This is a genomic window from Streptomyces scabichelini, assembly GCF_011045015.1.
Taxonomy (GTDB): domain Bacteria; phylum Actinomycetota; class Actinomycetes; order Streptomycetales; family Streptomycetaceae; genus Streptomyces; species Streptomyces scabichelini.
Genome location: NZ_JAAKZY010000056.1, coordinates 41,627 through 52,747, shown reverse-complemented (window position 1 = coordinate 52,747; position 11,121 = coordinate 41,627). Strand labels below are relative to the sequence as shown.

Genomic DNA, 11,121 nt, shown 5'->3' with positions numbered 1-11,121 from the left:
GCTCGGCGCGTGGGGAGGCGTGGCGTGAGTGAACGGCGACCGGCGCCGACCGTGGGTCAGGTGGTGCTGGGAAGACGGCTTCAGGAACTGCGCGAGGCGTCCGGCCTGCGGCGGGACGAGGCCGCGCAACTCCCTTCTGCTGGCGGCCGGTTACGCCCCTCACTATCCGGAAACGCCGCTGGACGATCCGGCGATGGGTGCGCTGCGGGAGGGCCTGGAGCGGCTGATCCAGGGCTACGAGCCCTATCCGGCGTTGATCATGGACGCCACGTACCACGTGGTCGCCGCCAACCGCGGCATCGCGATGCTCCTCGACGGCATCCCCGAGCACCTGCTCACGCCTCCGCTCAACGCGATGCGTCTGACCCTGCACCCGGAGGGCCTGGCGCCCAGGATCCGCAATCTGCGCGAGTGGCGCGGCCATCTGCTGGACCAGATGGGGCGGCAGATCGCCCTGCAGCGCTCGGAGCCGCTGCGTGCGCTGTACGAGGAGGTGGCGGCGTATCCGTGCCAGGAGAACCCGTCCCCCGAGGGCGCCGCGGAGCCCCCGGAGCCGGTCCCCCTCATCGCGTTGCCGATGCAGATCGAGCACGACGGCCGCGTGCTGTCCTTCATCTCGTCCATCTCGACGTTCAACACACCCATGGACGTGACCGTCGCCGAGCTGGCCATCGAGACCTTCCTCCCGGCCGACCCGTCGACGGTCAAGTACCTTCAGTCGCTGATGGCCTGATGTGCTGATGTGCTGATGTGCTCGGCAAGGCCGGTCTCAGTGGGACCCGGGTCCCGGAGCGGAGTGCGCCGGCCCGGGACCCGGTACGCCCACCATGCCGGGGGGCGTGGGTGATGGTCGATTACGCGAGAGGTAATGCGGGGCGCCCGATCCCGTGAGCGTTTCCCGGGAACGTGGCAGACTTCTTGCGTTGCTCGGCGCGTGGGGAGGCGTGGCGTGAGTGAACGGCGACCGGCGCCGACCGTGGGTCAGGTGGTGCTGGGAAGACGGCTTCAGGAACTGCGCGAGGCGTCCGGCCTGCGGCGGGACGAGGCCGCGCGGATTCTGCGTGTCACGGCCGCGACCGTCCGGCGGATGGAGATGGCCGAGGTCGCGCTGAAGATCCCGTACGCGCAGGTGCTGCTGTCGACGTACGGCGTACCCGACGACGAGATCGCGGCGTTCGTCGCGCTGGCGGAGGAGGCGAACCGGCCCGGCTGGTGGCAGCGCTTCCACGACGTCCTGCCGGACTGGTTCAGCCTGCATGTGAGCCTGGAGGGCGCGGCCTCGGTCATCCGCTCGTACGAGCCGCACTTCGTGCCCGGTCTGCTGCAGACCGAGGACTACGCGCGCGCCGTCCTGGAGGCGGGCACGGTCGGGCAGCGAGGGCCCGACGAGATCGAACGGCATGTGTCGCTGCGGCTGGCCCGGCAGAAGCTGCTGACCCGCGAACATCCGCCCCGCCTGTGGGTGATCATGGACGAAACGGTCCTGCTGCGGCCGGTGTGCATACGGGGTGAGGTGATGCGGGAGCAGTTGGACCGGCTCCTGGTGATCGCCGAGAACGACTACATCACCTTGCAGGTCGCCGAGTTCGCGCAAGGTCCGCATCCGGGGACGTACGCGCCCTTCACGCTGTTCCGCTTCGCGCAGCCGGAGCTGCCCGACATGGTCTACAGCGAGTATCTGACCGGCGCGCTGTATCTCGACTCGCGCAGGGAGGTCGCCGCGCACCTGGAGGTCCTGGACCACATGACGGCCCGCGCGGCCTCGACCCAGCGCACCAAGCAGCTCATCGAGGAGCGCCGCGACGACTTCCTCTAGACGGCGCCGCCTCCTCTGGGCGGCACCGCCTCCTCCAGCGGCAGGGCTTCCTCTAGGCCGCGCCCCCCTTCTTGTCGTCCCTCTCGTCGTCGACGATCTCCGCGTCGACCACGCCCTCCTCCGAGGCGCCGGCAGTGTTCGAGGCGGTCTGCTCGGTGCCTGGCTGCTGGTCCTCCGGAGGAGTCTGCTGGGTCTGGGCGTACATGGCCTGGCCCATCTTCTGGCTGACCGAGGCCAGTTTCTCCACCCCTGCCCGGAGGGCGCTCGTGTCGGCGCCGTCGCGGGACTCCAGCAGCGTCTTCAGCTCGGTGATCGCGGACTCCACCTCCGACTTGGTGTCGGCCGGGATCCGTTCCTCGTTGTCCCGCAGGAACCGCTCGGTCTGGTACACGAGCTGCTCGGCCTGGTTGCGCGTCTCGGCGGCCTCGCGCCGCTTGCGGTCCTCGTCGGCGTACTGCTCCGCCTCGCGCATCATGCGGTCGATGTCGTCCTTGGGGAGGGCCGAGCCGCCGGTGACCGTCATCTTCTGCTCGCGGCCCGTCGCGAGGTCCTTCGCCGAGACGTGCATGATGCCGTTGGCGTCGATGTCGAAGGCGACCTCGATCTGCGGCACCCCGCGCGGCGCGGGCGGCAGGCCCGTGAGGTCGAAGACGCCGAGCTTCTTGTTGTAGGCGGCGATCTCGCGCTCGCCCTGGAAGACCTGGATGCCGACCGAGGGCTGGTTGTCCGTGGCGGTGGTGAAGATCTCCGAACGCCGCGTGGGAATGGTCGTGTTGCGCTCGATGAGCTTCGTCATGATGCCGCCCTTGGTCTCGATGCCCAGGGACAGCGGGGTGACGTCGAGGAGGAGGACGTCCTTCACGTCACCGCGGATGACGCCTGCCTGGAGGGCCGCGCCGAGTGCCACGACCTCGTCGGGGTTGACGCCCTTGTGCGGGTCCTTGCCGGTGAGTTCCTTGACCAGTTCCGTCACGGCGGGCATCCGGGTGGAGCCGCCGACCAGGATGACGTGGTCGACCGCCTCGAGCTTGATGCCCGCGTCCTTGACCGCCTGGTGGAAGGGGTTCTTGCAGCGGTCGAGCAGGTCGCTGGTGAGTTCCTGGAACTGGGCGCGCGTCAGCTTCTCGTCGAGGTGCAGCGGGCCTTCGGCGGACGCGGTGATGTAGGGCAGGTTGATGGTCGTCTCGGTGGACGAGGACAGCTCGATCTTGGCCTTCTCGGCGCCCTCGCGCAGCCGCTGGGTCGCCATCTTGTCGTTGCCGAGGTCGATGCCGTACGAGCCCTTGAAGCGCTTGACGAGGTGGTCGACGATCCGCTGGTCCCAGTCGTCACCGCCGAGGTGGGTGTCGCCGTTGGTGGCCTTGACCTCGATGACTCCCTCGCCGATCTCCAGGAGCGAGACGTCGAAGGTGCCGCCGCCCAGGTCGAAGACGAGGACGGTCTGCTCCTCGCCGCGGTCGAGCCCGTACGCGAGGGCCGCGGCCGTCGGCTCGTTGATGATCCGCAGCACCTTCAGGCCCGCGATCTCGCCGGCCTCCTTGGTGGCCTGGCGCTGGGCGTCGTCGAAGTAGGCGGGCACGGTGATCACGGCGTCCGTGACGTCCTCGCCGAGATACGCCTCGGCGTCCCGCTTCAGCTTCTGCAGCACCCGTGCCGACAGCTCCTGCGCCCGGTAGCGGGTGCCGTCGATGTCGCCCTTCTCCGGGAAGCGCCAGCTCCCGTCGCCCATGTGACGCTTCACGGAGCGCGCGGTGCGCTCGATGTTGGTCACGGCCTGCCGCTTGGCGACCTCGCCGACGAGGACTTCGCCGTTCTTGGCGAAGGCCACGACGGACGGCGTCGTCCGCGCGCCCTCGGCGTTGGCGACGACCGTGGGCTCACCGCCCTCCAGGACGGCCACCACGGAGTTCGTGGTACCGAGATCGATCCCGACCGCACGTGCCATCTTCGTCCCCTTCCACCCGGGCGCTTCCCGCCCTCCAGCACAAAACTTGAGTGGGCTCTTGTCAACCCCAGGTACCCCGGAAACGGGTATGGATCACCCCAACAACGACGATGCCGCGCCCTGCGGGAGACGCGGCATCGAGGTGCGTACGAAGTGCTGGCGAGCGTCAGGCCAGCTCGGCCGTCAGCGTGATCGTCGTGCCGGTGAGGGCCTGGCTCACCGGGCAGTTCTTCTTGGCGTCCTCGGCCGCCGCGGCGAAGCCGTCCGCGTCCAGACCCGGCACCTCGCCCTGCACGGTGATGTGAATACCGGTGATGCCCTCGCCGGGCTGGAAGGTCACGTCGGCCTTCGTCTCCAAGCGGGTCGGCGGGGTGCCCGCCCCGGTCAGACCGTGCGACAGGGCCATGGAGAAGCAGCTGGAGTGGGCGGCGGCGATCAGCTCCTCCGGGCTGGTCTTGCCGTTCGCCGCCTCGGCACGCGACGGCCACGACACCGGCTGCGAGCCGATGCCGGAGGAGTCGAAGGTGACGGTGCCGCTGCCCTTGAGCAGTTCGCCCTCCCAGACGGTGTGTGCGGTGCGCGTCGTTGCCACGATGGTTCCTTTCGGTGGGTCCCTGGATGGGTTCCGTCCACCCCATCCGATCACATCGGGGCCCGGCGCACTCAGGGGATCGGGCCAAGAACGGTTGAACGGCAGGGAAGCGGGCGGCGGGACCTGCCTGCGTACGGGCTCTTCAGGCGGCCCGCTGGTCGCCGCGGGCCGGCAGGGGGACCTCCGGGCCACCGGCCTCCCGCAGCCAGCGCCTGAAGACGCGGTGCACCTGCTCGGCGCCGACCAGTTCCTCCCCGTCCTCGACGGGGGCGGAGAGCACGAGGGGTGACATCAGGAACGGCTCGCCCTGGGCGCCGCCGAGTCCGCCGTGGGAGCCGATCTGCTCCTCGAAGGCGAGGACTTCGCCGTCCTGGGGGTCGTACCAGGAGTTGACCATGATGTCGGCGGCGTGCGGGAAGGAGTGCGTACGCCGTACGGCGGCTGCCGCGGCGGGGCCGAAGTCGGCGAGCGGGCCCGGGTTCTTCTCCAGTTCGTCCACGGGGATCTCCGCGCCGTGCGCGCCGAGCACGAGGCCGCCGTGCTCCTCGCTCCTGACGAGGACGAAGCCGATGCCGGGATGGTTGGCGAGCGTGGACAGCAGCGCCGGGTGGCGCTCGTCGATCTCCTCGCGGCTCATCCGGTGCGGTACGTCCGGGAAGGACACGAGGCCGAGGTTGCCGGAGGCCAGCACGATGGGTTCCGAGCGGCGGCGGGACGGGCGATGCTCGTCCTCGGCCTCCTCGACGGGCCTGTGCAGCGCGGCCCGTACGGTGGCCCTGGCCTCGGCGCCGCTGTGCGTGCGCTGCGCCTTGCGGGGCACGGGCAGTCCGCAGCCGGCCCTGACGAGTTCGCCGAGGGCGAGTCCATAGCGGGCACGGAAGGTCTCGCCGGGGCTCTGGCCGTGGTCGGACAGGACGACGATGCGGTACAGGCGCGGGGCGTGCTCGGCGACCTGCGCGATCAGGGCCAGCGAGCGGTCGAGTCGGCCCAGGACCTTCTCCGCGTCGCGGCTGTACGGGCCCGAGTGGTGGGCCACCTCGTCGTACGCCACCAGGTCCGCGAAGACGGCGGCGCGCCCGGCGAGCATGTCCCCGATCACCGCGGCGACGACGACATCCCGCTCGACCACGGTCGCGAAGGCGCGGATGAAGGGGTACAGACCGCCACGTTTGACGCGCGGCCGCTGCTTCCTGAGGCGGGCGCGGGTGGACTCGCCGATCTCGCGGCCGACGTCGGCGACGAAGGACATGGCGGTACGGACGGCGTTGGCGGGGTCGGAGAAGTACGCGAAGTAGCCCGCCCGCGAACGGTTCTCCTTCCCCCTCCTCGCTGCCACGGACAGCACCAGGGCGAGCTGGTCGGCGCCGCCGCTGAAGAGGTTGCCGCGGCTGGCGCCGTCCAGGGTGAGCAGTCCGCCGTCGCCGGTGCGCTCGATGGCCCGGCGCTGGAGTTCGGCGGCGCTGGTGGGCCGGTTGCAGACCATCACCTCCCGGCTCTCCTTCTCGTACCAGCGGAAGGCGGGGATGTCGTGATTGGAGCCGTGCAGGATGCCGAGCTGGCTGGCGCCGGTCTGGCTGGACCAGTCGGTGCGCCAGCGGGTGAGCCGGTGGGTGGGACGCCTGCTGCCACGCTCGCGTTCCCCGTCCCCCTCGCTCCTGCCGAGCCAGGCGGCGACGGTCGGCATCAGGCCCCGCCCCACGGCGCCCATGAGCACGTCGTGGCCCACGCCGTCGAGCTGGACGAAGACGGTGCCGGGGGTCGACAGGCCAGGGCCTGCCCGCTCTTCCGTGCCACGGCGGTCGGCCAGCCGGTACAGCCTTCTGCGGTACGCGTCGTCGTCCCGGACGGCGAGGGCGCCGCCGGTGGCGGAGGCGACGGCGGACATCACCGCGGCCACCACGACGGCGGTCTCCGGGGCGACCTCGCCCCGTCCCGAGGGGTTGAAGCGCAGGGCCACGAGGAGGAGCGAGCCGTTGAGGAAGAAGACGAGCAGTCCGAGGACGAGAGCGGGTACGAGGAGCAGGGCGCGGACGAGGAGCGGCCACACCAGGGCGGAGAGCAGACCGAAGGCCCCGGCACCGACCGCGGCGGCGACCGTGATACGGGTGGCGCTCTCTCCGTCGGCCGACTGGATCCGGAAGTCCGGCAGGATCCCGGCGAGCACCAGCATGGTGACGGTGGACACCGCCCACACCGCGATACTCCGCCAGACGGCGCTGCCCACCCGCCGCCATCGCCTTTCGCTCACGCCCACCTCCCGCTGACAAACCCGTCACCCACCTTTTCACAACGGGTGACGGCGCAAGGGGGGTCGCACAGAGGGGGTGAAGGCGCGAGGTCAGCGCCCGTCGTACCCCGCCGTCGGCATCGACAGCCGGCGATGGACCCGGGCCTTCATCTGCGCGTCGTACGCCGGTTCCGCGCACCCGACCGTCTCGATGCGTACACCGCGCCGGGCACACTCGGCGGTGAACTCGTCGACCGAGGCGAGCGCCCGCTCCAGGACCCGGTGACTGGGCGCGACGAACACATCCACCAGGCCCGCCTCGACGTCCTCCCAGAGCGCGCAGTGGTCGGGACGCAGGCCGCGCACGAGGAGTTGCCGTGTGATGACGTACCCCCGCTCGGCGGCCCAGCGCGCGCACATGGCGTGCTGGCTGCGCGAGTCCACCAGGAAGGGCTCCGCGTCCAGCTCCTCGAGCGGCGTCAGACTGGCGATCGCCGTGACGCGAAGCATGCCGGAGGCACTGCGCGTCTCTCCCATGGTGTCCCCCTCACCTCCGGTTTCGCCGATGACCCTACTCCTGCCCGTAGGCTCTGGGGGAGTCGCGCGAAGGAGGCAAAGGGGGTGCCGGTGGAGATCACCTGGTGGGGTCATGCCACCTGTACGGTCGAGGACTCGGGCGTGCGCCTGCTGACCGACCCCCTCTTCGCCCGCCGGCTCGCACATCTGCGCCGCCGCCGCGGGGCGCCGCCCCCACCCGAGGCGGCGCTCGCGGACGTGGTCCTCGTCTCGCATCTGCACGCGGACCATCTGCACGTCCCCTCGCTGGCACGGCTCGCTCCGGGCACCCGGGTGCTGGTGCCGCGGGGCACCACAAGCGCCGTACCGGGGCTGCGCAGGCTCGGTCATCTACGGCTCGTCGAGGTGGCGCCGGGCGATCAGACGCGGGTCGGTGACCTGGTCGTACGGGCCGTGCCTGCGCGGCACGACGGGCGGCGGCTGCCGGTCGGGCCGCACCGCGCGCCCGCCCTCGGCTTTGTGGTCGAGGGCGAGGCCCGGACGTACTTCGCCGGGGACACGGGCCTGTTCGAGGCGATGGCCAAGGAGGTCGGCCCGGTCGACGTGGCGCTGCTGCCGGTCGGCGGCTGGGGACCGTATCTCGGGGAGGGGCACCTGGACGCCGGGCGGGCCGCGGAGGCGCTCGCCCGGCTGCTGCCGGGCAGCGCGGTGCCGGTGCACTACGGCACGTACTGGCCGATCGGCATGGATGCCGTGCGTCCCCATGAATTCCATGCGCCGGGCCCGGAGTTCCAGCGCCTGGCACGCGAGCGGACGCCCGAGGTGGCCGTGCACCTGCTGGGGCACGGCGAGAGCGTACGGCCGGAGGTCGCGCGGTGATCTTTTCCGCGGCGGCCTCCGTGACGCCCGAGTCGACCCAGCAGGCCGTCGGTTATCCGTCGTTGTTCCTGCTGGTGCTGATCGGTGCGCTGGTGCCCGTGGTGCCCACGGGCGCTTTGGTGAGTTCGGCCGCGGTGGTGGCCTTCCACCAGACGGCGCCGTTCTCGCTCTTGCTCGTCTTCGTGGTGGCGTCGGTCGCGGCCTTCCTCGGTGACGTTTCGCTGTACTGGCTCGGGAAGCGCGGGATGGGGTCGAAGAACGGCTCGCGGTGGTTGCAGGCGCTGCGCGACCGCGCCCCGGAGGACCGGCTCGCCCAGGCTCAGGAGCGGCTCGATGCCCATGGGGTGACCGTGCTGGTGGTGTCGCGGCTGGTGCCGGCGGGGCGGATTCCGGTGATGCTGGCGTGTCTGATGGCGCGGATGCCGATGCGGCAGTTCGCGCGGGGGGACGTGCCCGCTTGCCTTGCGTGGGCGGTGACGTACCAGCTCATCGGCATCCTCGGTGGCTCGCTGTTCAAGGAGCCTTGGGAGGGTGTGGTGGCTGCGGTTGTGCTCACGCTGGTGGTCAGTGGGGCGCCGAGTGTGTGGCGCCGCGTTCGTAAGTCCATGGCATAAGCGAAGAACTCGGCGGGCAAGGCGGCATGACGGCTGCGGGTCGTCTGTGGCTGGTCGCGCCCACGCGGCGGAGCCGCACAATGTCACAGCCCCGCGCCCCTACGGGGCTCGGGCCTCAGGGCTCAGGGCAGGATTCGGCTTGCCCCCACTGGCAGGTCCCACAGATCCTCTCGCGCCAAGCCCGCCCTCTCCCAAGCCCTCCGCACCCGCGTCAGCGGTTCCAGCACCGGCTCCGCCGACAGTACGAACGTGGCCCAGTGCATGGGTGCCATCCGGCGGGCGCCGAGGTCCTGGGCGGCGCGGACCGCCTCCTCCGGGTCGCAGTGGACGTCGCTGAGCCACCAGCGGGGCTCGTACGCGCCGATCGGGAGCAGGGCCAGGTCGATGCCCGGGTAGCGGTTGCCGATGTGGGTGAACCAGTGGCCGTAGCCCGTGTCACCCGCGAAGTAGACGCGCTGTCCGTCGGACGCGGTCAGCACCCAGCCGCCCCACAGGGTGCGGCAGGTGTCGTGGAGGCTGCGCTTGGACCAGTGGTGGGCGGGCACGAAGTCGAAGCGGACCCCGCGCAGTTCGGCCGCCTCCCACCAGTCGAGCTCGGTGACGCGGGTGAAGCGGCGGCGCCGGAACCAGCTGCCGAGCGCGGCGGGGACGAACACGGGGGTGTCGCGCGGGAGCCTGCGCAGGGTCGGGGCGTCCAGGTGGTCGTAGTGGTTGTGGCTGATGACGACCGCGTCGACGCGCGGCAGTTCGCTCCAGGGCACGCCAACGGGCGTGACACGGGCGGGAGTTCCGAGGATCTTGCGGGACCAGACCGGGTCGGTGAGGACCGTGAGTCCGCCGATCCGGATCACCCAGCTGGCGTGTCCGGCCCAGGAGACGGCGACGGTCCGCGCGTCCACTCGCGGCAGCGGGGCCGGGTCGTACGGCAGCCGCGGGATGTCCGCGAGGCCTTCGGGCCCTGGCCGTACCGCGCCCTCACGGACGAACCGGGCGAAGCCCCTGAGGTCCGGCAGCGGGGCCGTCAGCCGGTCGGTGAAGGACCGCGGCCAGATGCGCCGCTCGCCGAGCGGGCGCGGCGCGGCGAGCGGCGTTCCCGTTCCGGCGGCGGGTAGGGCGGAGGACACCGGCTCGTCGGCGTCCTCCGACGGGGATCTGGACGTGGACGGGGACCTGGTGGTGGTCGAGGTCGACTCGGTCTGCTGCGTCATCGAGGGGACTCCCATCGCCGAGCGTCGTCGCGGAGATCGTCGAAGACCGATCCCAGCAGAGTCAACGCGCGTTCCACATGCGGCAATTCCAGAGGTTCAGGTGACGTGAGAGACGCCATGCGCTCCTGGTCCGTTGCTCCGAGGAGGGATCCGGTGGCCAGGCGTACGCGCAGGGCGCCGAGATCGTCGCCGAAGCGGTGGCCGCCGGGGGCGGGCATGCCGAGGCGGGCGGTGAGGAAGTCCTCCAGTTCCTGCGCGTCGCCGATGCCGTATTCGGTGAGCGCGGGGCGCAGCGGTCCCAGGTCCGCGTAGAGGTGGCGGCCGGCCTGCGGGGGCCGGGCGAGGGCGCCCCCGGTCACCACGGCGTGGTGCGCGGCGGCGGCCACGCGCGCGTGCAGCCGTACGGACGCGGTGAGGCGCAGGGTGATCTCGTCGGGCTCGTCGAGTGCGTACGCGGCGGCCTCGGCGACCGGCGTGGCGATGCGGGCGCCGAGCGCGGTGAGCACGTCGAGTACGCGGTCGCGCAGCCGGGTGCCGAGGTCGCTGTCCGGGAAGCGGGCGATCGCGGCGGGCCAGCCCGGCGGCAGAAAGGGCCCGGCCAGGTCGGAGATGACGGTGACCCGGTCGGGGAGCATCTCGGCGGGGCTCAGCAGGACCGTGTCGTGCGGATCGTGCAGGGTGTCGCGCCAGGTCTCGTCGCTGATCACGTGCAGTCCCTCGCCCGCGGCCGCCTCCACGGTCTCGTGGACCACTTCGGGCGGGGCCACGGTGGCGGTGGGGTCGTCGGCGACGGAGAGCACGAGCAGCCGCGGGTCGCCGCCCTCGGCGCGCACCCGGCGCACGGTCTCCAGGAGGGCGTACGGGTCGGGGACGCCGCCGCACTCGGCGGACGTCCCCACATGGAACACGGACGTGCCGAGCAGGCGTGCCGTGGGCGCCCACCAGGTGGCGCGCGGGCGCGGCAGCAGGACGTCGCCGCCGAGCGCGGCGGTCAGCGCGAGGAGCAGGGCCGGGGCTCCGGGGGCGGCGGCCGTCCGGTGGCGGTCGGCGGGCAGGCCACGCCGGGCCCAGTAGGCGCAGGCCGCGTCCAGGAGCCGGGTGCCGCCGCCGGTGGGTTCGGTGTGCGCGCCTACCGCGGCCGCGGCGAGCCCCGGCGGCACCGGCAGCCCCTGGCCGGGAAGCGGTGGGCCGTAACGGACGGGACCATGCCCTTCCGGATCCGTCCGCCGCATATGTACCTCCGCGCAGTGATCCGTGTGGTCCCTACGGTGCCGGTTGTGTCCCTGGGCTCTGAGTACCCACCGTCACGCGTCGCCAACGCAGG

General features: G+C 71.7%; 9 protein-coding genes and 2 pseudogenes. 5 read left to right on the top strand and 6 right to left on the bottom strand.

Annotated features, from left to right (window positions below):
• Nucleotides 1–24: 24 nt before the first annotated feature.
• The 3 genes and pseudogenes from G5C60_RS53705 to G5C60_RS19410 form a co-directional block, all read left to right on the top strand.
• Nucleotides 25–132 (top strand): annotated as a pseudogene (locus G5C60_RS53705) (transcriptional regulator); the annotation flags it as partial.
• A pseudogene (locus G5C60_RS19415) lies at nt 119–733 on the top strand (MmyB family transcriptional regulator); the annotation flags it as partial. The pseudogenes G5C60_RS53705 and G5C60_RS19415, both read left to right, overlap by 14 nt.
• A gap of 216 nt (nt 734–949) precedes the next feature.
• Nucleotides 950–1,816 (top strand): Scr1 family TA system antitoxin-like transcriptional regulator, encoded by an 867-nt coding sequence (locus tag G5C60_RS19410; RefSeq protein ID WP_165260934.1) that lies wholly within the window; start codon nt 950–952, stop codon nt 1,814–1,816.
• Between the two features lie 52 nt (nt 1,817–1,868).
• On the opposite strand, the gene dnaK is transcribed toward G5C60_RS19410, so the two are convergent.
• The 4 genes from dnaK to G5C60_RS19390 form a co-directional block, all read right to left on the bottom strand.
• Entirely contained in the window at nt 1,869–3,761 is a 1,893-nt protein-coding gene (gene dnaK / locus G5C60_RS19405; protein WP_165260932.1) for a molecular chaperone DnaK, read from the bottom strand.
• A gap of 166 nt (nt 3,762–3,927) precedes the next feature.
• Nucleotides 3,928–4,353 carry an OsmC family protein gene (locus tag G5C60_RS19400; RefSeq protein ID WP_033320259.1) on the bottom strand — a complete coding sequence of 142 codons (426 nt, stop codon included), beginning with the start codon at nt 4,351–4,353 and terminating at the stop codon, nt 3,928–3,930.
• 142 nt (nt 4,354–4,495) lie between these two features.
• On the bottom strand, nt 4,496–6,547 hold the full coding sequence (locus tag G5C60_RS19395; protein WP_420907387.1) for an alkaline phosphatase family protein: 2,052 nt from the start codon (nt 6,545–6,547) through the stop codon (nt 4,496–4,498).
• Between the two features lie 144 nt (nt 6,548–6,691).
• Nucleotides 6,692–7,117, bottom strand: a complete 426-nt coding sequence (locus tag G5C60_RS19390; protein ID WP_165260930.1) for a hypothetical protein — start codon at nt 7,115–7,117, stop codon at nt 6,692–6,694.
• Nucleotides 7,118–7,201: 84 nt separating this feature from the next.
• On the opposite strand from G5C60_RS19390, the gene G5C60_RS19385 reads away from it, so the two are divergent.
• Together G5C60_RS19385 and G5C60_RS19380 are read left to right on the top strand one after the other, a co-directional pair.
• Nucleotides 7,202–7,975 (top strand): MBL fold metallo-hydrolase, encoded by a 774-nt coding sequence (locus tag G5C60_RS19385; RefSeq protein WP_165260928.1) that lies wholly within the window; start codon nt 7,202–7,204, stop codon nt 7,973–7,975.
• The gene (locus tag G5C60_RS19380; RefSeq protein ID WP_165260926.1) at nt 7,972–8,589 is read left to right on the top strand and encodes a DedA family protein; all 618 of its coding nucleotides are present in this window, start codon (nt 7,972–7,974) and stop codon (nt 8,587–8,589) included. The genes G5C60_RS19385 and G5C60_RS19380 overlap by 4 nt, the downstream gene beginning before the upstream one ends.
• A 122-nt stretch (nt 8,590–8,711) precedes the next feature.
• Here G5C60_RS19380 and G5C60_RS19375 read toward each other — a convergent pair whose 3' ends face one another.
• Together G5C60_RS19375 and G5C60_RS19370 are read right to left on the bottom strand one after the other, a co-directional pair.
• Nucleotides 8,712–9,797 (bottom strand): MBL fold metallo-hydrolase, encoded by a 1,086-nt coding sequence (locus G5C60_RS19375; protein ID WP_165260924.1) that lies wholly within the window; start codon nt 9,795–9,797, stop codon nt 8,712–8,714.
• The gene (locus tag G5C60_RS19370; protein WP_165260922.1) at nt 9,794–11,029 is read right to left on the bottom strand and encodes an aminotransferase class I/II-fold pyridoxal phosphate-dependent enzyme; all 1,236 of its coding nucleotides are present in this window, start codon (nt 11,027–11,029) and stop codon (nt 9,794–9,796) included. Before G5C60_RS19370 ends, G5C60_RS19375 begins: the two co-directional genes overlap by 4 nt.
• Nucleotides 11,030–11,121 lie beyond the last annotated feature (92 nt).